Origin of the sequence: Salmonella sp. GDC200615, from assembly GCF_050574145.1 — a bacterium.
Classification (GTDB): Bacteria; Pseudomonadota; Gammaproteobacteria; order Enterobacterales; family Enterobacteriaceae; genus Salmonella; species Salmonella enterica.
Genome location: NZ_CP192247.1, coordinates 2,830,733 through 2,851,864, shown reverse-complemented (window position 1 = coordinate 2,851,864; position 21,132 = coordinate 2,830,733). Strand labels below are relative to the sequence as shown.

Annotated in this window: 24 protein-coding genes and 1 tRNA gene; 10 read left to right on the top strand and 15 right to left on the bottom strand. The window is 49.8% G+C overall.

The window, feature by feature from the left end; translation table 11 throughout:
* The first annotated feature begins 74 nt into the window (after positions 1 to 74).
* Positions 75 to 488, top strand: a complete 414-nt coding sequence (locus tag ACQ29O_RS13875) for a CoA-binding protein (protein WP_001674966.1) — start codon at positions 75 to 77, stop codon at positions 486 to 488.
* Positions 489 to 532: 44 nt separating this feature from the next.
* Here ACQ29O_RS13875 and hspQ read toward each other — a convergent pair whose 3' ends face one another.
* Positions 533 to 850 carry a heat shock protein HspQ gene (hspQ, locus tag ACQ29O_RS13870; RefSeq protein WP_000561983.1) on the bottom strand — a complete coding sequence of 106 codons (318 nt, stop codon included), beginning with the start codon at positions 848 to 850 and terminating at the stop codon, positions 533 to 535.
* A gap of 58 nt (positions 851 to 908) precedes the next feature.
* Positions 909 to 2,120, bottom strand: coding sequence for a 23S rRNA (cytosine(1962)-C(5))-methyltransferase RlmI (gene rlmI / locus ACQ29O_RS13865; RefSeq protein ID WP_020937042.1), 1,212 nt, complete (start codon positions 2,118 to 2,120; stop codon positions 909 to 911).
* Between the two features lie 214 nt (positions 2,121 to 2,334).
* Here rlmI and ACQ29O_RS13860 point away from each other — a divergent pair, with 214 nt between their 5' ends.
* The 3 genes from ACQ29O_RS13860 to yccX are packed head-to-tail and all read left to right on the top strand — an operon-like array spanning position 2,335 to position 4,018.
* The gene (locus ACQ29O_RS13860) at positions 2,335 to 2,883 is read left to right on the top strand and encodes a YbhB/YbcL family Raf kinase inhibitor-like protein (RefSeq protein ID WP_000859420.1); all 549 of its coding nucleotides are present in this window, start codon (positions 2,335 to 2,337) and stop codon (positions 2,881 to 2,883) included.
* 25 nt (positions 2,884 to 2,908) lie between these two features.
* Positions 2,909 to 3,688, top strand: coding sequence for a helix-turn-helix transcriptional regulator (locus ACQ29O_RS13855; protein WP_000548093.1), 780 nt, complete (start codon positions 2,909 to 2,911; stop codon positions 3,686 to 3,688).
* 48 nt (positions 3,689 to 3,736) lie between these two features.
* Positions 3,737 to 4,018, top strand: a complete 282-nt coding sequence (gene yccX, locus ACQ29O_RS13850) for an acylphosphatase (RefSeq protein ID WP_000072884.1) — start codon at positions 3,737 to 3,739, stop codon at positions 4,016 to 4,018.
* On the opposite strand, the gene tusE is transcribed toward yccX, so the two are convergent.
* The gene (tusE, locus tag ACQ29O_RS13845; RefSeq protein ID WP_000904449.1) at positions 4,015 to 4,344 is read right to left on the bottom strand and encodes a sulfurtransferase TusE; all 330 of its coding nucleotides are present in this window, start codon (positions 4,342 to 4,344) and stop codon (positions 4,015 to 4,017) included. The genes yccX and tusE overlap by 4 nt on opposite strands.
* An 86-nt stretch (positions 4,345 to 4,430) precedes the next feature.
* The gene (gene yccA / locus ACQ29O_RS13840) at positions 4,431 to 5,090 is read right to left on the bottom strand and encodes an FtsH protease modulator YccA (RefSeq protein ID WP_045161275.1); all 660 of its coding nucleotides are present in this window, start codon (positions 5,088 to 5,090) and stop codon (positions 4,431 to 4,433) included.
* A gap of 394 nt (positions 5,091 to 5,484) precedes the next feature.
* Between yccA and ACQ29O_RS13835 the strand changes: the two genes are divergently transcribed.
* Positions 5,485 to 5,572 (top strand) — tRNA-Ser (locus ACQ29O_RS13835).
* Between the two features lie 136 nt (positions 5,573 to 5,708).
* On the opposite strand, the gene pipA is transcribed toward ACQ29O_RS13835, so the two are convergent.
* Entirely contained in the window at positions 5,709 to 6,389 is a 681-nt protein-coding gene (gene pipA / locus ACQ29O_RS13830; RefSeq protein ID WP_000938186.1) for a type III secretion system effector protease PipA, read from the bottom strand.
* A gap of 219 nt (positions 6,390 to 6,608) precedes the next feature.
* Positions 6,609 to 7,484, bottom strand: coding sequence for an SPI-2 type III secretion system effector PipB (pipB, locus tag ACQ29O_RS13825; RefSeq protein WP_001123027.1), 876 nt, complete (start codon positions 7,482 to 7,484; stop codon positions 6,609 to 6,611).
* Positions 7,485 to 7,701: 217 nt separating this feature from the next.
* Here pipB and ACQ29O_RS13820 point away from each other — a divergent pair, with 217 nt between their 5' ends.
* Positions 7,702 to 8,022, top strand: coding sequence for a hypothetical protein (locus ACQ29O_RS13820; RefSeq protein WP_016716169.1), 321 nt, complete (start codon positions 7,702 to 7,704; stop codon positions 8,020 to 8,022).
* A 9-nt stretch (positions 8,023 to 8,031) separates the two neighbouring features.
* Here ACQ29O_RS13820 and sigE read toward each other — a convergent pair whose 3' ends face one another.
* Positions 8,032 to 8,373: a type III secretion system chaperone SigE gene (gene sigE, locus ACQ29O_RS13815; RefSeq protein ID WP_000444724.1), complete on the bottom strand. Its 342-nt coding sequence runs from the start codon at positions 8,371 to 8,373 to the stop codon at positions 8,032 to 8,034.
* 16 nt (positions 8,374 to 8,389) lie between these two features.
* On the bottom strand, positions 8,390 to 10,075 hold the full coding sequence (gene sopB / locus ACQ29O_RS13810) for an SPI-1 type III secretion system effector inositol phosphate phosphatase SopB (RefSeq protein ID WP_001166949.1): 1,686 nt from the start codon (positions 10,073 to 10,075) through the stop codon (positions 8,390 to 8,392).
* A 331-nt stretch (positions 10,076 to 10,406) separates the two neighbouring features.
* Between sopB and ACQ29O_RS13805 the strand changes: the two genes are divergently transcribed.
* On the top strand, positions 10,407 to 10,577 hold the full coding sequence (locus tag ACQ29O_RS13805; protein WP_001111006.1) for a YlcI/YnfO family protein: 171 nt from the start codon (positions 10,407 to 10,409) through the stop codon (positions 10,575 to 10,577).
* On the opposite strand, the gene ACQ29O_RS13800 is transcribed toward ACQ29O_RS13805, so the two are convergent.
* The 4 genes from ACQ29O_RS13800 to hprR form a co-directional block, all read right to left on the bottom strand.
* Positions 10,578 to 10,688 (bottom strand): hypothetical protein, encoded by a 111-nt coding sequence (locus ACQ29O_RS13800; protein ID WP_000174813.1) that lies wholly within the window; start codon positions 10,686 to 10,688, stop codon positions 10,578 to 10,580.
* Between the two features lie 108 nt (positions 10,689 to 10,796).
* Positions 10,797 to 12,266 (bottom strand): C69 family dipeptidase, encoded by a 1,470-nt coding sequence (locus tag ACQ29O_RS13795; RefSeq protein WP_020937040.1) that lies wholly within the window; start codon positions 12,264 to 12,266, stop codon positions 10,797 to 10,799.
* A gap of 172 nt (positions 12,267 to 12,438) precedes the next feature.
* On the bottom strand, positions 12,439 to 13,803 hold the full coding sequence (locus tag ACQ29O_RS13790; RefSeq protein WP_000240033.1) for a heavy metal sensor histidine kinase: 1,365 nt from the start codon (positions 13,801 to 13,803) through the stop codon (positions 12,439 to 12,441).
* Complete coding sequence (hprR, locus tag ACQ29O_RS13785) at positions 13,796 to 14,476, bottom strand: response regulator transcription factor HprR (protein WP_000698210.1); 681 nt, start codon at positions 14,474 to 14,476, stop codon at positions 13,796 to 13,798. Before hprR ends, ACQ29O_RS13790 begins: the two co-directional genes overlap by 8 nt.
* Positions 14,477 to 14,665: 189 nt before the next feature.
* Here hprR and hiuH point away from each other — a divergent pair, with 189 nt between their 5' ends.
* The gene (gene hiuH, locus ACQ29O_RS13780; RefSeq protein WP_001574144.1) at positions 14,666 to 15,022 is read left to right on the top strand and encodes a hydroxyisourate hydrolase; all 357 of its coding nucleotides are present in this window, start codon (positions 14,666 to 14,668) and stop codon (positions 15,020 to 15,022) included.
* A gap of 332 nt (positions 15,023 to 15,354) precedes the next feature.
* Here the strand turns inward: hiuH and ACQ29O_RS13775 are convergent, their stop codons facing one another.
* From ACQ29O_RS13775 to hpaR, 3 genes are all read right to left on the bottom strand, one after another.
* Positions 15,355 to 15,867, bottom strand: coding sequence for a 4-hydroxyphenylacetate 3-monooxygenase reductase subunit (locus ACQ29O_RS13775; RefSeq protein WP_001195551.1), 513 nt, complete (start codon positions 15,865 to 15,867; stop codon positions 15,355 to 15,357).
* A gap of 17 nt (positions 15,868 to 15,884) precedes the next feature.
* Entirely contained in the window at positions 15,885 to 17,447 is a 1,563-nt protein-coding gene (gene hpaB, locus ACQ29O_RS13770; RefSeq protein ID WP_020937039.1) for a 4-hydroxyphenylacetate 3-monooxygenase, oxygenase component, read from the bottom strand.
* A gap of 217 nt (positions 17,448 to 17,664) precedes the next feature.
* The gene (hpaR, locus tag ACQ29O_RS13765; protein ID WP_000543922.1) at positions 17,665 to 18,105 is read right to left on the bottom strand and encodes a homoprotocatechuate degradation operon regulator HpaR; all 441 of its coding nucleotides are present in this window, start codon (positions 18,103 to 18,105) and stop codon (positions 17,665 to 17,667) included.
* Between the two features lie 274 nt (positions 18,106 to 18,379).
* Here hpaR and hpaG point away from each other — a divergent pair, with 274 nt between their 5' ends.
* Positions 18,380 to 19,669, top strand: a complete 1,290-nt coding sequence (gene hpaG / locus ACQ29O_RS13760) for a 4-hydroxyphenylacetate degradation bifunctional isomerase/decarboxylase (protein ID WP_000679205.1) — start codon at positions 18,380 to 18,382, stop codon at positions 19,667 to 19,669.
* Positions 19,666 to 21,132 carry a 5-carboxymethyl-2-hydroxymuconate semialdehyde dehydrogenase gene (hpaE, locus tag ACQ29O_RS13755; RefSeq protein WP_000723529.1) on the top strand — a complete coding sequence of 489 codons (1,467 nt, stop codon included), beginning with the start codon at positions 19,666 to 19,668 and terminating at the stop codon, positions 21,130 to 21,132. Before hpaG ends, hpaE begins: the two co-directional genes overlap by 4 nt.

The following is a 21,132-nucleotide window of genomic DNA, read 5'->3' as shown; positions in this document are numbered from 1 at the left end:
ATACATCGGTATGGGATGAATGGTTGCTATGTCAGGTTTGTCGTACACTTTGCAAAACAGCCAGGAGAAAGATGATGAAAGAGACCGATATTGCTGATGTTTTGACGTCCACTCGCACTATCGCGCTGGTAGGTGCGAGCGATAAACCCGATCGTCCAAGTTATCGGGTAATGAAATACCTGCTTGAACAGGGCTACCATGTGATTCCGGTTGCGCCAAAAGTCGCGGGTAAGGCATTGCTGGGGCAACAGGGGTATGACACGCTGGCGGACATTCCCGAAAAAGTCGATATGGTGGATGTTTTTCGCAACTCTGAAGCTGCATGGGGCGTCGCGCAGGAAGCTATCGCCATCGGCGCAAAAACGCTATGGCTACAGCTTGGCGTGATCAACGAACAGGCGGCGGTGCTGGCGCGGGATGCAGGCATGACCGTGGTGATGGATCGCTGCCCGGCGATTGAGATCCCTCGCCTGGGGCTGGCGAAATAAAAGTTTAAATGGCCGGATATCGCTCTCCGGCCTTTTACATACAATCAGTTACGTAGTCGCGGCGCCTGAAGCTGCTTGCGAATGGTACGCGCCAGTTCATCCATCGATGGCTGTTCTGGATGCTCGTCCCGCATTTCGCTTCGCAACTGGGCCTCGGCCAGATAAGTATGCACTGGCTGACCATCATCATCTTCCATTACCACGTGGTACCACGGAGCGGCGCGAAGTTCGTCGTTAACCGCCAGCTCATCAGGCGACGGCTCATCAAGCGAATATTCCGGGTCGATATCGACGACCACTCCGAGGTAACCTAACAGGGAATGGCGGACCTGTTGGCCGATACCGAATTTGCTGGCTATCATAGTCACCTCCCGGGGAAATAGATACCCTTTATATGAGGATACTATTCCACTTTTCAAGTTACATGACGCGACAGGCAAACCCTTTCAGATACAGCCCTTCCGGGTAGGTGGCGATCACCGGGTGATCGGCGGCCTGACGGAACTGCTCTATAAATTGTACATCACGACCGGCATCTATTGCGGCATCGGCAATGATTTTCTGAAATAAATCGCTGGTCATCAGTCCGGAGCAAGAGAATGTCAGCAGTATGCCGCCCGGATTGAGCAGTTGAATCGCTAACATGTTAATGTCTTTATAGCCCCGGCAGGCGCCCATTAACTGGCTTTTATTTTCAACGAATTTGGGCGGGTCCATGATGATGACGTCGAATTTTTCGCCGTGTTCACGGTAAGCGCGCAGCAACTTAAACACGTCGTCGCGCACGAATTCGGCTTTGCTCAAGTCCAGTTGGTTCAGTTCAACGTTTTGCCTGGCGATATCCAGCGCATCCTGTGAGGTATCCACGCTGACAACCTGGCGACAACCGCCCATTAACGCCGACACGGCAAAACCGCCGGTATAAGAGAAGCAGTTCAGTACCCGCTGATTTTCCACGTAGCGGCGCGTCGCCAGACGACTGTCGCGCTGATCAAGATAATAACCGGTTTTGTGGCCGCCCTGGATATCGACCAGCAATTTCATACCGTGTTCTTCAATTGGCAAAAGCGCAGGCGGCAGTTCGCCAGTGACCGGACCTTGCGTCAGCGCCATCCCTTCTTTTTTCCGCACGGCGACGTCGCTGCGATCGTAAATAGCGCAATCCGGATCGCATGTTTGCAGCGCACTAATTAATGCGGCGCGTTGATATTCGGCCCCGGCGCTGAGCAGTTGCAGCACCAAAAAATGACCAAAACGATCGATAGTGACGCCAGGCAGGCCATCGGACTCACCGGCGATCAGACGATAGCTATCCAGGCCGTCTTTTTTCGCCAGCCAGTCGCGCCACTGCTGCGCCTGGCGCAGGCGGCGGGTGAAAAACGCAATATCAATGGATTCTGCTTTATCAAATGTCCAGACGCGCGCGCGGATCTGGGAGGCTGGTGACCAGGCGCCGCGTGTTAACCACTTTCCCTGATGGTCGACGATATCGATAGTTTCACCGAGGTTGGCTTTGCCTTCCAGACGGGATACGGCGCCGGAAAAGACCCATGGGTGGCGGCGGAGTAAAGATTTTTCTCGCCCTTTGCTGAGGACTAAACGGGGATATTGCGGAAATGTAGATTCAGTCATGCGGAGTAACCTCTCACAAACAGTGACGCGGGCCGGATGATAGTTCCAGCCTGGGACCGTGAAAACGAAATGGCGCGTAGGGTAGCACAGATGAGAGGGGCAATCACCAGCGTATGGTGGTGAGCGTTTCTGCACAAAATAGAATCGTAAAGGCACAGTTTCTTCAGCGGACGCTTTTTATAGTGTTATTTCTTTACATGAAGAAGGAAATACAATGAAAACAGTCTTCTCTTTGACCGCAGCCGCAATGATGGCATTGAGTGGCGGCGTATCTGCCGCGTCGGCGTTTAGCCTCAGTAGCGCGGATATTCCGGCGGATTTTCGTTTAACGCAACAGCACGTCTTTAAAGGATTTGGTTGTAGCGGAGAAAATATTTCGCCGCAGCTGAGCTGGCGCAATCCGCCTGCCGGAACCAAAAGCTACGCTATTACCGTCTTCGATCCTGATGCGCCCACCGGAAGCGGCTGGTGGCACTGGACGATGGTGAATATTCCTGCGCAGATTCACGACCTGCCGACGGGGGCTGATAAAAAAACGTTACCCACTGGAGTGGTGCAGGGACGGAATGATTTCGGTTATGCTGGTTTTGGCGGCGCCTGTCCGCCGCCGGGCGATAAGCCTCATCGCTATCAGTTTACTGTGTGGGCGCTGAATACGGCAACACTGCCGCTCGACAGTGAGTCGAGTGGCGCGTTGGTAGGGTTTATGCTTAACGCGCATGTGATTGCGAAAGCAAAATTCACGGCCACATACGGAAGATAAAACAGAGGACGGCACGGTGCAGGAGATGCATATTCGACATCAGGATCTTACGACGGCAGAGGTGCGTTCCAGTCATCTGCACCGTTTGCATCGTGTTACGCTTTTTTCCGCCGCTATCTGCCATATTACGCAGGGCAGTAAAGTCATCATTCAGTATGATAGCCGCCTTGTCGCCGGGCCGGGCGAGTTGATTATTATTCCGGCGAACACGCCGCTGGAGATTATTAATCAGCCTGCGCAGAACGGTTTTCGCTCCGACCTGTTGTTACTTTCACCGGAGATTATTGCTCGCTTTAAAACGATGTACGTTCAGGATTATCCACCGGCAAACCTGACATCGCTGTGTACCCCGATGAGCCGTAGCCTGACATTTATGTGGGAGAACGTGTTGGATGCTGTGCGCCAGGGCTTACCTGTCGGGCTACAGGAACATCAGGCGATGGGGTTACTGTTAGCGCTTTTGCATGATGGCGCGGCGGGACCGCTGCTTATTGAACGGCGTTACACCCTCACGGAGCAGGTGCGGCAACTGATTATGCTCTCACCTGCTAAGCTATGGACAGCCCAGGAGATAGCCCGCCGTCTTGCTATGGGAACATCGACGCTGCGTCGGCGTTTGCAGCGCGAATCGCAGAGTTATCGGCAAATTATTGAAGAGGTACGCATGTCCTGCGCGCTTTCTCAACTGCAATCGACGACGCTGCCGATCGGCGAAATAGCGCTACGGTGCGGCTACCTGTCGGGGTCGCGATTTACGGCCAGATTCCGCCAACATTATGGGTGTCTGCCTAGTCAGGTACGTTAAGTATGTCCTGTATGCGTCTTCACCGTTGATTATGAAAGGAGAACCATCATGTCGAACGTCTGCATTATCGCCTGGGTTTATGGTCGCGTTCAGGGCGTCGGGTTTCGCTATACCACGCAGCATGAGGCGCAGCGGCTGGGGTTAACCGGCTATGCGAAGAATATGGATGACGGAAGCGTAGAAGTGGTGGCCTGTGGCGACGCGGCGCAGGTAGAAAAGCTCATCAAGTGGCTGAAAGAGGGCGGGCCGCGCTCTGCTCGTGTGGACAAAATCCTCACTGAACCGCACAGCCCTCGCGAGACGTTAACAGGCTTCAGTATTCGGTATTAGATACATTTTACCGGCTTGGGCAGACCGGCGATTTTGGTCGCTTGCTTTGCCGGGCCTTTCGGGAACAGACGATACAGATAGCGGCTGTTGCCTTTTTCTTCGCCGAACTTATTCGCCATCGCTTTTACCAGCATTCGGATGGCGGGAGAGGTATTAAACTCCAGGTAAAATTCGCGCACGAAGCGCACGACTTCCCAGTGTTCCGCAGAGAGCTCAATGCCTTCATTGGCGGCGATAGCGACTGCCAGCGTTTCACTCCACTGCGTCGTCTCTTTCAGATAGCCTTCGCTATCAGTACTGATTTCTTTACCTTCAAAGATCAACATAACGTTTCACTGCGTAATCAACACGGACGGCAGTGTAGCAAAAAATAAAGCCCTGCATAAGCAGGGCTGGAAGAGGGGAATGTCGATTAGTCGCGGCTGGCGAAGCCCAGAATGCTGAGCAGGCTGACAAAGATGTTGTACAGCGAAACGTACAGACTGACGGTCGCACGAATATAGTTGGTTTCACCGCCGTGAATGATGTTACTGGTTTCATACAGGATAGCGCCCGAGGAAATCAGGATAAACACCGCGCTAATCGCCAGGTGCAATGCAGGCAGTTGCAGGAAAATATTCGCCACCATACCAATCAGCACGACGACGATCCCGGCCATTAACATACCGCCCAGGAAAGACATATCCTTACGGGTGGTCAGAACGTAAGTGGAGCAGCAGAAAAATACTAACGCGGTACCACCCAGCGCCAGGCCAATGACATCGCCCATGCCTGCTGACAGATAGGCGTTAAGAATCGGGCCCAGGATATACCCGAGGAAGCCGGTAAACGCAAAAGCAGACAGGATACCGACCGGCTTATTGGCGGTTTTATAGGTCAGGAACATCAGCCCATACATACCGACCAGCGTCAGAATCAGGCCGGGGGAGGGCAGCATCAGTACCGTACTGGCTGTCGCGGTAATTGCGGAGAAAGCCAGCGTCAGGCTCAACAGAAAATAGGTGTTGCGCAGTACTTTGTGCGTACTCAGTAGCGAGCTACGATCACGCGATGATGTAATGATACGATCCATTAGTCACTCTCTTATGACAGATGTAATTAATAAAGGAGAATAATAAAAACAGTCACTGTCACCCAGTGGTTTTACCCATCTTTACGCATTCGTTTACGTTTAGTTTCCTTTAGAGATTTCAGGTGATTACCGTCGTTAAAACGGTCTGCTCATGCCTGGCGCTACGCCATAAAACAGGCGGCTGCGCCAGCCACGCGTTACCGATAAAAAATTGATAATCACAGCGGTAAAACAGTGGGGACGATCAACACGTATTAAGCCCGTTTTTGTGTTGAAGAAATGGTCAATGTGCCGCTATTTCAGGCAATTAACGAAAATTTGCCTGTTTTTCACGCAAACGAACACATTCGGTCTTTACATGACGCACCGGGATGTTTATAGTGCGCCTCATTCCGGAAGTGTGGCCGAGCGGTTGAAGGCACCGGTCTTGAAAACCGGCGACCCGAAAGGGTTCCAGAGTTCGAATCTCTGCGCTTCCGCCAGATTAAACAAGGGGTTACCGAAAGGCAACCCCTTTGTTTTTTGGGTGCTTAGAATATAGTTAGAAAATACTGCTAGAACATTTCCCGAAAAAACGGACTACGTGGGTTTTTAGTTTCTTTTCGTTTCCTGATGTGTCTATTTATTGAAGATGTAGACCATTCTGGGAGGTGAAGGATGCCCCATCTCTTTCAGAATAATGTTGGTATATTCGACAACAGGGCCTCTTGGATGATTTTCTTCTTTATCCTGAAGATGGGTCAGTGCATGTACAACTTCATGAATAAATGAACGTTTTGTGTCAAAAAGTTGTCTTCCTTCGTTACTTTCATAATGTTCGGTATATGAATCATCAGAATCGTCCAGATTGAGACAAATAACTTTCCTGCCTTCTGAAAGTTTGAAGTGTTCCTGAGCCACGGTAGTTTCAAAGGCTTCGCCTGCCCCCAGTAGCCAGCGCTGCTCCACATCATGTAGTTCTTTTTCATATGCGTAACTCATCAGTCTGCGGAATGTTTCGCTTTGGGTATACGCATTTTGAAGTACGGAGGATAGTTCATCGTAGCATTCGTCATAAGTGTCGTCATCAATTTCTGTATCAGGGTCTATTCCACCCGCGCCTGAGATAAGGTACTCCACCACACACTCTGGCTCCAGACGGAATTCACTGTTTATGGCAAGGCTGTCATGAGCAAGGCGTAGCCGTGAGGGGTTTGGTGCATGTTCGGGAATATCGGGGAAAACAGGTGTATCTGCGGTATTTAATCCATATGTGGATACTCCGCTTTGAGGTATTAATCTGTAGGTGACCGGAAGCATAACTTCTTATTTCCTGACTACAATTATGAATTATTTAAATTAAACAATAATAGTGTTTTTAGTTAATGTGCCACATACAGATAATGCTATGATTCAGACAAAGTCAACAAGTAATACGCTGAAAATGTTATTTATAATGAAACTTAGGAGCGGGGTTATTTAATAAAACAAGGGGCTTCTGTTTGAATACTTCTTGTTTATAAAATCCCTTTATCTCGACTAAAATATCGGATGGGGGAAAAGAGTTATATCATTGTAATCCGGGAGTGGAGTAGGGGTATGTTGACTACCTGTCAGATCGGCTCCTGTTAATGATTTCGCTAAAGTTAGAGCTATCTTATCTAATTTCGCACCATTTAGTTTGGTGTCAGTTAAGTCTGAGCCGAATAGAATTGCAGCGGTTAAGTTTACACCGGACATGTTAGCGCAAGTCAGGTTTGCGTGAGTCAGGTTTGCTTTAGTCATGTTTGAACCCATTAGATTTACAGCGTGTAGATTTGCACAACACAAATTTGCACCGACTAAATTTACATTAGATAGAGTTGTTTCACGGAAATCTGCATCAGAAGCATCTATGTCTGACAAATCTTCCCCCTGGAAATCTTTATGAGCCAGATTTACTCCGCGCAGGTTCAGAAAACCATCCTCGGTTATAAGTGAATCAGGCTGTTGTATATTATGTTTACTCATCAGCTTTAACATTCGGCATACATTCCAAAATCTCTCACTATCAACTTTATCCGTTACAGTTTTTCCATTTTTGTTCACTTCAATAATGACCATGGGAGCCGTATTTTCGGATGCTGCTCCACATGACAGACATATAGTACACCCGTTGACATCCTCCAGAAATATTTTATTACCATCGAAGAAAGCATCTTTATTTACATATAATAATGATGTGGTCAGTTTTCCAATTACCTCCTGAAAGCATCTTTCATTGCTTCTTCTTACTCCACCACAGGTAAAAAAATTGACAAACCATTCCAGTATACCGCGTGGTGAAGTTGCACTTTTCATTGCTTCTTTCGTACCGGTACCGGCCGCATGCAAATATCTTAATATATTTTCTGGGGACGCGTTAGTTATTGGCATTTTGATTCCTTCTTATGGAAGTGAGTCGATTCCTTATAGGTGTGAGTCAAGTCACATTTATACAAGAAATAATAAAAAAAGATATAAGGTGATTTTTGTATTTAGAGCTTTGGTTGAGTATGAGTAGGTGTCTGGCATCTGACAAGAGGCGATGATATCTGCCATAACGGTGAAGCAGAAGTAATATCACCCGTGAATAATAAGATTATCCTTGCTATTGACTTCCTTCATTTCCAGTATAGCTTACGCTTCATCATCATTGAATAAACAATTAAGTTTGTTGAGCGAAAATTTACCTAAAGAAAAAATAATAAGCTTTAATATTTTTTGCAGCATTTCAACTTATAGCAGAATAAATGTGCGTAGATGGCGTAAAAACCTGATGAGCAGGAATACTTACACACTAAAAATGCTCCCGCAAACAGAGCAAAATGAGAGAGATGAACGTTTGCCCCTTACATTTCCACCAAAGATTCTGGTCTTGTCTCTTGTAAAGGGCATACGTATCGCGTTTTATCTCATTAAGAAAGTATGTTGACGTATTAAATTATGCATAATGCTCTTTCAATTGCTTCACGTTTGAAATGAATAATTCAAAACCAGTGAGCGCCTCTTCTTCGGTACTGGTTTGTGGCAAGCGATAAAGCGCCACTAAAGCAGTATTGTCTGCGTCAGCGCCGATAGTGACGGCGCTGGTGTAGTTCAGACGTAAAAAATGCTGCAAAGTCAGGATGTCGTCAGGCAATGGCATAAAGGGACAGCACATTTCCAGTGTATGATCGGATTCATTAAAATAAACCTGTATCCCATCATCAATGATAAGCAGTGGCTCATCTTCTGGCGCATCCAGGCCTAACGCGTCATATAAACGATTTAATAGACTTTCCATATAGTTACCTCAAGACTCAAGATGTGATTAATGAAGAAATGCCTTTTACTGACTGCCAAATATTTTCATCCCCAACTCGTTTTTGATAGGAAAGATTGAGCACCTCTGGCGATAAATTTTTCATTACTTTGTTTCCCGCCCCGCCCGTATTTTGTTTCTGAATCTCCAGGTTACCGCTATTCAGTAATACTTTTTGGAAAATTTTCTGTCCACCGCTATCCGGAAGACTACCAGGCGCACTTAACATATGGGTCTGATGTAAAGAAATGTGCTCTCGCTTGATTTCTGAATCCATCATTCCTGTACGATCTTTGCCGCTTTTACAATTCCAGGCGGGTACCGCGTCAATTTCATGGGCTAACATGGCAAGGCGTTGTGCGAGTTTATAGGGTTCGCCGCCATCTTTATGATGTTGGTTATTTTTCCATATATCCTTAATCTGGCGCGCTAATGTATTGACGACCTCATAATTATCCGGGTATTGCGCCAGCCATTCGCCAACCCAGCCACCTGGTCTGGCTTCAGGGCGTAAATCATTGCCTAATAACTGATGTAGCGCCTCGGCATTATAGCTATCCGATGCCTTAAGGCCAAAGCCGAGCTTGAGCGCCAGCTCATTAACACCCACATTAAATGCGGCGACGTCCGGTTTTATTTTTACCGTCTGTAGATCGCCATCTTTATTGCGGATTTTTAAATGAATCATTTTTCCCGGCTGGGTCAACGATTGCCATGCGCGCATTTGGTCCTCGACCATCGTTCCCTCTTTGCCGAAAATATTCGACGCGGTGAGTAACCCGACGGATACCAGTTTCAGGCTTACCGCCTCGCCCGCTAAGGCTTTGTTAAGCAACTCAGGTTTACTAAAAAGTGCCGCAGTTAATACTTCTTTGGCTTTGTTTTCAGCGCCGACGTGACGCAGAAGCGGATCTTTTTCATGATAGGGGGAAAGCACGCCATGACGTATCCCGCAAAAAAGCGTTTTATCTTTACCGTCCTCATGCACACTCACCGTGGACATCCACAAATTATTGGCGTGATGAATATTCTTGGTATCCCAACTGCATACGCCCTTTCCCTCATAAGCACTGGGAAAGATATCTTTTGCGCCGATTTTCATCTCTGCTGCAGGGAGCTGCGTGTTGGTATAGTGATGCCCGTTATGCGTGAGTGTATTTTTTATGGTTTGCCAGGGCTGGTTATTAAGCTGCTTGACCTGAGCATCTCTAAACGCTACTGCCGCAAAGCGATGAGCTTCTTTTGCAGGTAAGCCATCCTGCTGCTGAGTGCGTGCTGCAATAAGTTCGATAAGATTTTTCTTCAATGCTTTTGCCGCGGCTTCTTCTTGCTTTGTTGCTGGCCGGTCCGCTTTAACTTTGGCTAACTCCATTTGGTTTGCCATTGACGTTAGAACCGGGTCTTGTTTACCCAGAACGGTTGCCGCGACGGTAAGAAGATCGCGCTGTAAGTTATAGAGGTTATGCAGCGAGTGGTTAGACGTCTTCTGATGCTGTAGATAATTCCCCCATGTCGCGCCAGGTTCTCGCAGGACAATAATTTCCGGGCGAGCGTCGGGCGCTTTAGCCGGCGCTTTGCCCTGGCCTGAGAGAATCTGCATTCCGTTGTATAAGGTTTTTTGTAGGCTTTTAAAAGCCTCCTGGGTTTTTAGTGAAGCTGAGTGATAGAAGCTCTGTATTTGCATAGCGTTTTTAATATTCCTGAATAGGGGAGTGGGAACATTCAACAGGGTTAACAACCCTTTAAAAGGATGTGACTTTTATGCACCAGGAACTTTAAAAAAATGTCCTTTTTAATGAGGAAACGCTTCTGATCAGGCGGGGAGGCATCCTGACGTCCATACGTAGTGGCGATCATGGGGGAGATCGGTACATCAAATGTTCATAAAATCTACAAACTTCACAATTTATGGCACAACTTTTATTGAAAACCCACCTTCTTGACTCAGATCAAATTCACCGATTTACTCCTGCGTAAAGTAACGGCGTTACATCAAATGTTATACAGGTGTGTGTATGCCAGCAAAGCCCCGGACAAGTAAGACCGTGACGAAGAATATTCGTTTTTCCTATTCCATGCTTGAACAGATAGAATTCGCGTTGAAATCTGAAAAGACGCGGAATTTTTCAGCATGGGTAAAAGAGGCCTGTCGGGAAAAGTTATGTAACACGGGACATAAGCTGTAGTTATCGTCTTATGTAAGAGGGGGCGGCCATTTTGAAAAGAACAACGTGCTTATATACCTCCTGGGTTTTTGCCGCTTTTGTCTCTCTGCTGATATTTGCCTGGAGTGTCATAAACTATCCTCTCTATGAATCCATAATAATTATTGTCTTTTATATCTGGCTAATTCTGGTACCGCTTTATCTTATTGTGTATGAGTGGCTAATAGATTGTCATTAAATTTATGGTTGCGTACTTGAAAAGTGATATTTCATATCTGTACGGTAAGTCATTGTCGTAATAATATTATTGGTCAGGCGACGGGCGAGCGTCTGCGCATTTTGCATCGTTTTATCTTCAAAATTTTGCAGTAAGCGTTGCGCTTCTTTCGGATGCGACGCATATAATCTCAGATAGCTCTGCTCCATCTTATACTGCTGCTTAGCTGTTTGCTGTTCAAATGTTTTCCAGGCGTGTTGCACATCTGGCGCAAACGCATTGTAGTCCTGCATAACCAGCGTTTGCAGCGTGCGGAATGTCCAGTAGGTAGAGTCGTTGCTCGCCCGATCGGTTCCTTTATCATCTCCGGGTTGATAATGACGCATCCCCTGATAATAGGGGAGATAGACGCTAAGAGATGGCATTCCATAGGCGATGTATTCTACGTTGCCGATAGCCTGCGGTAATTTCGGTCTGACCTGTAAAATATGCGACTCCTGGGTACGAAAAACGGATATGGGTCGCCATGGTTCTTGTGGATTATGACTGGCATAAGGGTCGTGCGACGTTCCCTGATAGTTATTTCGTAACGCGTTTTTTACTGCCGCCACGCTAATTTTTGTTATTGGCGTTAAAAAAACAGGAAATGTTTCCACTTCGCTAACGGCCGTATCCAGATGCGGATTAAACTGGTGTTGTAGCGTCCAGACGCGCGGATAATTATAGGTGGTATCGTTTTTGTTATCCTGCGAATAGGCTTGATGAAAGTCGAATTCGCCGCGGGCCGGATCATATAATCCCTGCTTTTTCGCAAAGCTTACTAACGTTGGTGACGCCATATAATTCGCGTTATCATTCGGATCGTAATGGCGTAAACGTCCCTGATTGGCGGAAACGAAATAGCTATCTGCCGGAAGTCGTACTGCCAGCCATTGATGACCGCTTCCCGTCTCCAGATACCATATCTCTTTGCTATCAATAAACGCGACGCCGAAACCTTCGCCAGCGCCTTTTTGTTCAATAATGTCTCCCAGTAATTTGGCGCCCTGACGCGCCGATTGCGCCACTGGCAGGATCACGGACTCAATGGCGTCTTCCGTGATTCCTGTTTTTGTCACGTAAGGATCGGCAGCCAGCGCCGCTCTGCCGTTATAAATGGTTTCCGTTGCGCTCATTCCGACGCCCGCCGAATTGAAACCGGCTTCACCCATGGCGTTATCGTTAGTATCAAAGTCATGAATCGCCGTATAGCGCATCGCTGTCTCCGGAAGCGGCCAGCTAAAATTGTTGCGATGTGCTTTATACTCGCCTTGTTGATGAAACGCGACGGGATGAATAACCTTATGCTTGGCGTTATTTGCCGAGCCATCTTCGTTGCGCGCGATAATGAAGGAGCCGTCAGCCGAAGCCTGATTGCCTACCAAAAGGGTAGTACAGGCGATGACTTTACCCATACCCAGCAGCGTAACGGCGAATGCAAGATACTTTTTCATAAAGGTTCCCACTGAATAACGCGTTATGGGATGAATTGACCCTGGATTGGAAACCGAGAAAGTGATCGAGCCAGCAATATTCTTTGCCGGCATCCTTTATTTTCTCTTTATTGAGGTTGTATTGATAACCACAGCCCTGTGGCAGGGAAGGGGAACAGAACCTGTACTGACCTTAGCTATCACCGCTATCGGGCAGACGAACCGAAAAGATATTATGTTCATCGGCATAGCGGTAAGATGCCGAACCACCGTGTAATAGAGCAATCGCGTTAACTAACGATAACCCCAGGCCGAAACCGGCAGTGTGGCGGGCATTATCTCCTCGCCAAAAACGCCGGAAAAGCTTATCCGCATCGGCTGGGTGGCTGCCCGGATTAGCGACCCGAATTTCTGCAACGTTATCATCATAAGCGCTTTCAATACGTATCACGGCGTTTTCATCAGAATAACGGATGGCATTCGTCAGCAGGTTTGAGAGCACTCTTTGTAATAATATTTCGTCAGCCCATACCGTTCCCTGACATTGATTTATAAAACAGATGCGCTTCTCCTCGGCAAGGGGGCTAAGATAATCCAGCATATTTTCGACCAGCGCATTGAGCGAAACAGGCTGTTTTTTTACCGCTATATTCTGGTGCTCCGCGCGTGCCAGAAAGAGAATATTTTCTGTCAGTCGCGACAGTCCCTCCAGCTCTTCAATATTATCGACAAGGGCTTGTTGATACTCTTCGGCGCTGCGTTCCTGACTCAGCATCACCTGATTCTTCCCCAGTAAAATATTAACCGGCGTGCGCAGCTCATGCGCCAGATCGTCGGCAAATTGGTTCAGGCGTTCAAAATCGTCGGAAAGCTTCTGGCGCATGGTATTTAGCGCTTGTCCAAGCGGCCTGAGCTCAACGGGTAACGCCTGTTCCGCCAACGGCTGGCGAAGTGTGCCGCTATCTGTCGCCGCGGTGAGTCGGCTGAGCGACGTAATGGCCCGCAGCCCGTTTCTGATGACTAATGGACTGAGCGCCGAACAGACGAGGATCGCGATAAGGCTCATCAGCAAACTGTTGCGGCGATATTGCGTCAGCATTTGCCGCCTTTCCGTCGCCAGCCTGGCAATAGTAAGGGTCAGCGGGTCATCGCCGCTTCTGGCGTTTACTCGTACCGCGGTAAGTTCCGTGCCTTGTACCGCCTGGCGAAATAAGGTTTCGCGGGTGATGTTTTTAGCCAGCGGAATCTCGTTAAAGCGTTGGTCGGGGATGCCGCTATGATTAATCGCAACATTGTGGCCTGTTGCTGAATGGATCAATAAGATATCCTGCTTCGTATCCACCATCCGATTGAAATAGAGCGGCAGATTTTCCGGCCTGGCGCCATCCAGTAACAGTTGCTGCATTTGCGCCGCCCGATTTATTAGCGTCATATCATCACGATACGTTAATTCTTTGCTCAGCGCGTTATAGAGCGTCCAGCTAATGCCGGTACAGGCGAGGATAAGGATGGCGATAAAAGAAATTGTCAGGCGCAGCGTCATTGATAACTTAACCATTCTGCGACGTTTCCGCCTGTAATCGATAACCCATCCCCCGGACGGTCATAATGAGCTTCTTTTCAAATGGATCGTCTACTTTGGCGCGCAGCCGACGAATCGCGACATCAACGGTGTTGGTTTCACTATCAAAGTTAATTCCCCAAACTTCGCTGGCGATCGCGGTTCGGGGCACGATTTCTCCTGCCCGGGACGCCAGTAACCAGAGGAGCAGGAATTCTTTGCGGGTCAGGGAAATCGGTTTGCCATTTCGTGACACCGATTGCTTTGTGGCATCCATGTCCAGACCATTGATCGTCAGTCGGGTAAAGACAGGGACATGCTGTCTGAGTTGAGCTCTCACCCGGGCCAGCAGTTCGGCGAAGGAAAAAGGCTTAACAAGGTAATCATTAGCGCCCGCCTCAAGACCTTTGACGCGATCCTCAACCGAGCCGCGCGCCGTCAGGCAAATAACAGGGGACTGATGCGCAGTGCGTAACGCGCGTAAAACCTGCCATCCATCAAGCCCCGGCAGCATAATATCAAGAATAATCAATGAATAATGTTCCTGAAGGGCCAGGTGTAATCCGTCTCGTCCATCACAGGCATAATCAACCACATAGCCTGCTTCCGTGAGTCCCTGACGTACCCACTCAATGGTTTTCTGGTTATCTTCAATCAATAAAATCTTCATCAACGCAGTATGCCATAGGCTTGTTAGCGAATCCGTAAATCTCCAACAAGATGACATAATTGTCATGTCCGTGTAAGGTTAATCCTGGACGCGCCAGATATATTTTCCTGCATCAATACCGTAAAGGAGTGAAGCATGAAACGACATATACTGGCTACCGTGATAGCATCTCTTGTTGCAGCCCCGGCAATGGCGCTGGCCGCTGGCAACAATATTCTCAGCGTACATATTCTCGATCAGCAAACAGGCAAACCGGCGCCCGGCGTGGAGGTGGTACTGGAGCAGAAAAAGGATAACGGATGGACGCAATTAAACACCGGGCATACCGACCAGGATGGACGTATTAAAGCACTGTGGCCCGAAAAAGCTGCCGCGCCGGGGGATTATCGCGTTATTTTTAAAACCGGCCAGTATTTTGAAAGTAAAAAACTGGATACGTTTTTCCCGGAGATTCCCGTCGAGTTTCATATCAGCAAAACGAATGAGCACTATCATGTGCCGCTGTTATTAAGTCAGTATGGTTATTCAACCTATCGCGGGAGCTAATTTAGAGCCTATCCCATTAGGGCTATTTTACTTGCCATTTTGGACCTGGGCAGTGCTCGCCAAAACGCGTTAGCGTTTTGAACGCCGCTAGCGGCGGCCCGAAGGGCGAGCGTAGCGAGTCAAACCTCACGTACTACGTGTACGCTCCGGTTTTTGCGCGCTGTCCGTGTCCAAACTGGCTGCGCCAATAACGCCTGGTGGGATAGGCTCTTAGATTGTATTAATCGCCGCGATTTATGGCGAGCAAACATCGCGGCGGGAATAAAAATCTTCAGCGTATCGACTCTTCTCCCACAAGCGGTGGTTATCCCGCTTGTGGGCATGAGTGACGGTTAAACAGGCGCTTCCATCTCAAGTCTGACCGGATGAAAACGGCGTTTGAAATAAATCAGGCCATGCCCATCCTGGCTAAGAATAATATTTTTGATCGCCACCAGATACACCAGATGCGTGCCAATGGTTTGTACCTCGCTGATCTCGCCTTCAAGACCGGCCAGCGCGCCGTTAAGTACCGGCTGGCCCAGCGGCCCGTTTTGCCAACATGGCTGGTGAAAACGCTCTTCCATCGCCATCCCCGTCATACCGGCAAAGTGGCGCGCCATCAGCTCCTGCTCATGGTTAAGTACATTAATGCACAGCTTGCCGTTGCCCTGAAAGACGGGGTTCATGGCGCTATTGGCATTAATACATACCATCACGGAGGGCGGCGTATCGGTGACGGAACAGACCGCTGTTGCGGTGATACCGCAGCGTCCGGCGTGACCCGCCGTGGTTACGATGTTGACCGCTGCCGCCAGACTTGCCATCGCATCGCGAAAACGCAGACGTTGTTCATCTACTTGCATGAGAACCTCCTGCCGCGTTATTTCAGCAGCTTATCCAGTTGATTGATGTCGTCGTTATTGTGCAAATGCGAAACCGTCCAGCCATTCTGATCGTATTCGGAGAGGCAGCGATCAACCATTGCCATCATCTTATCCATATTGCCGGAGCTCTGGGCCTGACGCAGGCACTGCAGACGAATTTCATCCTGGCTGCCCGAGTAGTTAATCTCGTACAGCTCATGGCGACCGCCAAACTCGCTGCCGATGGCATCCCACATCAATTTAAGAATTTTGATACGTTCAACATGGTCCATTCCGTTAGAGCTGCGTACGTATTTCGCCAGGTACTGGTCGATTTGCGGATTATTCAGATCGCGGGCGCTGGAAGGCAGGTAAATCAGGCCGCTGGTAACGTTACGTTCAATAATATTTTTAATTTTCGCGTAGGCCATTGGGGCCATGACACGATAGGTTTGCAGCGCGGCGTGGTCCGGTAGCCAGGCGCCGTTTACCCACGGGGTTGCTTCAGAACACATAGAATCGCTCAATGCCCAGAACATATTGCGCCACGCCACGACTTCTCCGAGATCGGCCTGCACGCCCCGGAACTCTACGGTACCCGTACATTCGAGCGATTTTTTCAGCAGCGCGGTAATGAAATCAAGTTTAACCGCCAGACGAACACAGGCTTGCAGTGGATACATACGGGCAAAGCCGCCTTCCATCGTCCAGCGACGGCAACGATCGAAATCACGGTAAATCAACACGTTTTCCCACGGGATCAACACCTTGTCCATCACCAGAATGGCATCGTTTTCATCAAAGCGGCTGGAGAGTGGATAATCAAACGGCGAGCCCGTCGCGCCCGCGACCATTTCATACGAGGCGCGCGAAATAAGTTTTACGCCTTCGGCATCCATTGGCGCGACAAACATCAGAGCGAAATCCGGGTTTTCGCCCATCACCTGGGCTGAGCCGAAACCAATCATGTTGTAGTGAGTCAGGGCGGAGTTAGTGGCGACGACTTTCGCCCCGCTGACAATAATCCCGGCGTCCGTCTCTTTCTCCAGCTTGATATAGACGTCTTTCACTTCGTCGGCAGGTTTGTGGCGGTCAATGGGCGGGTTGACGATTGCATGGTTAAAGTACAGGCCGGTCTCCTGAATACGGGTGTACCAGTTGCGGGCGTTCTGCTCAAACTGGCCGTAGAAGGCTGGGTTAGCGCCCAGGGCGCAACCAAAGGCGGCTTTGTAATCCGGTGTGCGTCCCATCCAGCCGTAACTCAGGCGTGACCACTCGGCGATAGCATCACGATGTTGGCGCAGATCGTCTGCGCTTTTCGCAACGCGGAAAAATTTATGCGTATAACCGCCGCTGCCGGTATCGGTATTCCAGCATAGGGTATCTTGCATCGACGGTTTATGTAATGCGTCATACAGTTGTGCGACAGAGGCTGCGGCATTGCGGAATGCCGGATGTGTCGTAACATCTTTAACGCGTTCGCCGTAAATATAAATTTCCCGCCCGTCCTGCAGGCTTTTTAAATACTCTTCGCCCGTTAACGGACGCTTGTTATCAGTACGAAAATCTTCAGGTTTCATTGCGGCCTCTTCCTCATTAATCGGAATGTTTTGTTAATAATATGTTTCTTATTTGTTGTTTAATTGAATAGGCAGAAGCGTAAACTGTGAAGAGACTTTCAGGACAACGGCGGGTACTTTTCAGATGAACGTCGAAGAAGAAGAGTAAAATGCGATCTCCGTCAACGTTGTAAGCGGGAGGGGATTCCCGTGTCGGCGGCGTGGGAAGGTAAGAATACTATGCTTCCGCTTCGCTATCAGGATGCTGGCGTCCCAGGGCAATAAGATCGTCCAGCAGCAGCATCAATTGCTGTGTTTTTTCGGGCGTGAAATCGGCCTCAATTTTTCGATAAGCCTCTTCTACCTGGCTTCGGGCACGGGCGTACAACGTTTGTCCCTGCTCCGTCAACATGACATATAACTTACGCTGATCGTTAACCGGCTTGAGTCGCAACACCAGTCCGTCTCGCTCCATGCGCGTCAATATTCCGGTCAGACTTGGACGCAAAATGCAGGTACGAAAGGCCAGCTCGTGAAAATCCATAGAGGGGCTATCGGCCAGGATTCGCACAATGCGCCATTGCTGGTCGGTCAGATTGTGGCTTTTAACGATGGGGCGGAAATAGGTCATTGCCGCTTCGCGCGCCTGAAGCAAGGCGATGGTTAATGAATCATGCATAAGCGTTTCTCTTTTGCAGAATTATTAATACCTGAATAATCGTGTTTACCGATGTGAGCTATGACATCTGTTTTATGTCCAAAGTTTAACAGAAACAAGGGGTTTTATTTAACTCTTTGATATGTATGTATTTAATAATAAATTTGTGAAAATATTGTTAATCACATCACAAATACTTTACTTCAGCTTGCTAAATGTACAGCGAAAGCATAAATCTAATCATTAATATATTAATGAAATCACAGCCCGTTGAATCGGCCTGAGGAGTTTATGTATGAAGGGTACTGTTTTCGCCGTTGCGTTAAACCATCGCAGTCAGCTTGATGCCTGGCAAGAGGCTTTCTCTCAGCCTCCCTATAATGCGCCGCCTAAAATCGCAGTGTGGTTCATCAAACCGCGTAATACGGTGATTCGTCACGGCGAACCCATTCCTTATCCGCAGGGAGAAAAGGTACTGAGCGGCGCGACAGTGGCGCTCATTGTGGGGAAAACCGCCAGCCGGATACGCCCTGAAGCGGCGGCGGACTATATCGCCGGGTATGCGCTGGCTAACGAGGTCAGCCTGCCGGAAGAGAGCTTTTATCGCCCGGCGATTAAAGCGAAATGTCGCGATGGCTTTTGCCCGCTGGGTGAAATGGCACCGCTGAGTGATGTGGATAACCTCACCATTATCACGGAAATCAACGGACGAGAAGCGGACCACTGGAATACTGCCGATTTACAGCGTAGCGCCGCACAACTACTTAGCGCGTTAAGTGAGTTCGCTACGTTTAACCCTGGCGATGCGATCTTACTCGGTACGCCGCAGAATCGCGTTGCGCTGCGTCCCGGCGATCGGGTGCGTATTCTGGCGAAAGGTTTACCCGCGCTGGAAAATCCGGTTGTCGCAGAAGATGAATTCGCCCGCCACCAGACGTTTACGTGGCCGCTGTCAGCGACGGGTACGTTATTTGCGCTGGGGTTGAACTACGCCGATCACGCCAGCGAGCTGGCATTTACGCCGCCGAAAGAGCCGCTGGTATTTATCAAAGCGCCAAACACCTTTACCGAACATCACCAAACGTCGGTGCGCCCGAACAACGTCGAATATATGCACTACGAAGCCGAGTTGGTCGTGGTGATTGGCAAAACGGCGCGTAAGGTGAGCGAAGCCGAAGCCATGGAGTATGTGGCCGGTTACACCGTCTGTAACGACTACGCGATCCGCGACTATCTGGAAAACTACTACCGTCCGAATCTGCGGGTAAAAAGCCGCGACGGCCTGACGCCGATAGGCCCGTGGATTGTGGATAAAGAGGCGGTTTCTGATCCGCACAACTTGACGTTACGCACCTTTGTTAACGGTGAGCTGCGCCAGGAAGGGACGACCGCCGATCTGATCTTCAGCATCCCGTTCCTGATTTCTTATCTGAGCGAATTTATGACGTTGCAACCGGGCGACATGATTGCCACCGGTACGCCGAAAGGGCTTTCCGATGTGGTGCCGGGGGATGAAGTTGTCGTGGAAGTAGAAGGCGTGGGCCGCCTGGTTAACCGAATCGTCAGTGAGGAGAGCGCAAAATGAAGAAAATAAATCATTGGATTAACGGCAAAAACGTTGCAGGTAATGACTACTTCCAGACCACTAACCCGGCGACCGGTGACGTGCTGGCGGAAGTAGCCTCCGGCGGTGAAGCAGAAGTGAACCAGGCTGTCGCGGCGGCAAAAGAGGCGTTCCCGAAATGGGCCAACCTACCGATGAAAGAGCGCGCGCGCCTGATGCGCCGCCTTGGCGACCTGATTGACCAGAACGTACCGGAAATCGCGGCGATGGAAACCGCCGACACCGGTCTGCCTATTCACCAGACTAAAAACGTGCTGATCCCGCGCGCCTCGCATAACTTCGAATTCTTCGCCGAAGTGTGCCAGCAGATGAACGGCAAGACCTATCCGGTTGACGATAAAATGCTCAATTATACGCTGGTGCAGCCCGTCGGCGTCTGCGCGCTGGTGTCGCCGTGGAACGTGCCGTTTATGACCGCGACCTGGAAAGTCGCGCCGTGCCTGGCGCTGGGCAACACCGCGGTGCTCAAAATGTCCGAGCTGTCGCCGTTGACTGCCGACAGGTTGGGCGAGTTGGCGCTGGAGGCAGGAATTCCGGCAGGCGTGCTGAACGTGGTGCAGGGCTACGGCGCGACGGCGGGCGATGCGCTGGTACGCCACCATGACGTGCGTGCGGTGTCGTTTACCGGCGGTACCGCCACCGGTCGCAATATCATGAAAAATGCCGGCCTGAAAAAATACTCGATGGAGCTGGGCGGCAAATCGCCGGTGCTGATTTTTGAAGATGCCGACATTGAGCGCGCGCTGGACGCCGCGCTGTTCACCATCTTCTCGATCAACGGCGAACGCTGCACCGCCGGGTCGCGCATCTTTATCCAGCAGAGCATTTACCCTGAGTTCGTGAAGCGCTTTGCCGAACGCGCGAATCGCCTGCGTGTCGGCGATCCGACCGACCCGAACACTCAGGTCGGCGCGCTGATTAGCCAACAGCACTGGGAAAAAGTCTCTGGCTATATTCGCCTCGGCATTGAAGAGGGCGCAACGCTGCTGGCGGGCGGTGCGGAAAAACCCACTGACCTGCCTGCGCATCTGAAAGGCGGTAACTTCCTGCGCCCAACCGTGCTGGCCGATGTCGACAACCGTATGCGCGTCGCGCAGGAAGAGATCTTTGGGCCCGTTGCCTGTCTGCTGCCATTCAAAGACGAAGCGGAAGGGTTACGCCTGGCGAACGACGTCGAATACGGTCTGGCCTCTTATATCTGGACCCAGGACGTGAGCAAAGTATTGCGCCTGGCGCGTGGGATTGAAGCCGGCATGGTCTTCGTCAACACCCAGAACGTCCGCGACCTGCGCCAGCCGTTCGGCGGCGTGAAAGCCTCCGGTACCGGGCGCGAAGGCGGCGAATATAGCTTCGAAGTGTTTGCGGAAATGAAAAACGTCTGCATCTCAATGGGCGACCATCCTATCCCAAAATGGGGAGTTTGA

Coding starts and splice junctions, on each gene's coding strand:
- ACQ29O_RS13875 (WP_001674966.1), top strand. CDS start 75: ATGAAAGAGACCGATATTGCTGATGTTTTGACGTCCACTCGCACTATC.
- hspQ (WP_000561983.1), bottom strand. CDS start 850: ATGATAGCCAGCAAATTCGGTATCGGCCAACAGGTCCGCCATTCCCTG.
- rlmI (WP_020937042.1), bottom strand. CDS start 2,120: ATGACTGAATCTACATTTCCGCAATATCCCCGTTTAGTCCTCAGCAAA.
- ACQ29O_RS13860 (WP_000859420.1), top strand. CDS start 2,335: ATGAAAACAGTCTTCTCTTTGACCGCAGCCGCAATGATGGCATTGAGT.
- ACQ29O_RS13855 (WP_000548093.1), top strand. CDS start 2,909: ATGCATATTCGACATCAGGATCTTACGACGGCAGAGGTGCGTTCCAGT.
- yccX (WP_000072884.1), top strand. CDS start 3,737: ATGTCGAACGTCTGCATTATCGCCTGGGTTTATGGTCGCGTTCAGGGC.
- tusE (WP_000904449.1), bottom strand. CDS start 4,344: ATGTTGATCTTTGAAGGTAAAGAAATCAGTACTGATAGCGAAGGCTAT.
- yccA (WP_045161275.1), bottom strand. CDS start 5,090: ATGGATCGTATCATTACATCATCGCGTGATCGTAGCTCGCTACTGAGT.
- pipA (WP_000938186.1), bottom strand. CDS start 6,389: ATGCTTCCGGTCACCTACAGATTAATACCTCAAAGCGGAGTATCCACA.
- pipB (WP_001123027.1), bottom strand. CDS start 7,484: ATGCCAATAACTAACGCGTCCCCAGAAAATATATTAAGATATTTGCAT.
- sigE (WP_000444724.1), bottom strand. CDS start 8,373: ATGGAAAGTCTATTAAATCGTTTATATGACGCGTTAGGCCTGGATGCG.
- sopB (WP_001166949.1), bottom strand. CDS start 10,075: ATGCAAATACAGAGCTTCTATCACTCAGCTTCACTAAAAACCCAGGAG.
- ACQ29O_RS13805 (WP_001111006.1), top strand. CDS start 10,407: ATGCCAGCAAAGCCCCGGACAAGTAAGACCGTGACGAAGAATATTCGT.
- ACQ29O_RS13800 (WP_000174813.1), bottom strand. CDS start 10,688: ATGACACTCCAGGCAAATATCAGCAGAGAGACAAAAGCGGCAAAAACC.
- ACQ29O_RS13795 (WP_020937040.1), bottom strand. CDS start 12,266: ATGAAAAAGTATCTTGCATTCGCCGTTACGCTGCTGGGTATGGGTAAA.
- ACQ29O_RS13790 (WP_000240033.1), bottom strand. CDS start 13,803: ATGGTTAAGTTATCAATGACGCTGCGCCTGACAATTTCTTTTATCGCC.
- hprR (WP_000698210.1), bottom strand. CDS start 14,476: ATGAAGATTTTATTGATTGAAGATAACCAGAAAACCATTGAGTGGGTA.
- hiuH (WP_001574144.1), top strand. CDS start 14,666: ATGGCGCTGGCCGCTGGCAACAATATTCTCAGCGTACATATTCTCGAT.
- ACQ29O_RS13775 (WP_001195551.1), bottom strand. CDS start 15,867: ATGCAAGTAGATGAACAACGTCTGCGTTTTCGCGATGCGATGGCAAGT.
- hpaB (WP_020937039.1), bottom strand. CDS start 17,447: ATGAAACCTGAAGATTTTCGTACTGATAACAAGCGTCCGTTAACGGGC.
- hpaR (WP_000543922.1), bottom strand. CDS start 18,105: ATGCATGATTCATTAACCATCGCCTTGCTTCAGGCGCGCGAAGCGGCA.
- hpaG (WP_000679205.1), top strand. CDS start 18,380: ATGAAGGGTACTGTTTTCGCCGTTGCGTTAAACCATCGCAGTCAGCTT.
- hpaE (WP_000723529.1), top strand. CDS start 19,666: ATGAAGAAAATAAATCATTGGATTAACGGCAAAAACGTTGCAGGTAAT.